Raw genomic sequence first — 206 nt, 5'->3', positions numbered from 1 at the left:
GCCGAGAGTAGTTGGTGGGTGACTGCCTGCGAGGGTAGGAAGCTGCCGCGCTTTTTATGGAGGATTAGCTCAGTTGGGAGAGCGTCTGCCTTACAAGCAGAGGGTCACAGGTTCGAGCCCTGTATCCTCCATTGAGCCGTTAGCTCAGTTGGTAGAGCAACGGACTTTTAATCCGTGGGTCGACAGTTCGAGCCTGTCACGGCTCA

At 55.8% G+C, this 206-nt stretch carries 2 tRNA genes; both read left to right on the top strand.

The window, feature by feature from the left end:
• Window positions 1-58 precede the first annotated feature (58 nt).
• A tRNA-Val gene (locus FD02_RS04880) sits at window positions 59-131 on the top strand.
• 2 nt (window positions 132-133) lie between these two features.
• Window positions 134-206: transfer RNA gene (locus FD02_RS04875), tRNA-Lys, on the top strand.

The sequence above is a fragment of the Lacticaseibacillus nasuensis JCM 17158 genome, from assembly GCF_001434705.1.
In the GTDB taxonomy this organism is placed as follows: domain Bacteria; phylum Bacillota; class Bacilli; order Lactobacillales; family Lactobacillaceae; genus Lacticaseibacillus; species Lacticaseibacillus nasuensis.
The sequence above is the reverse complement of the archived record's forward strand: the minus strand, read 5'-3'. Positions and strand labels throughout refer to the sequence as shown.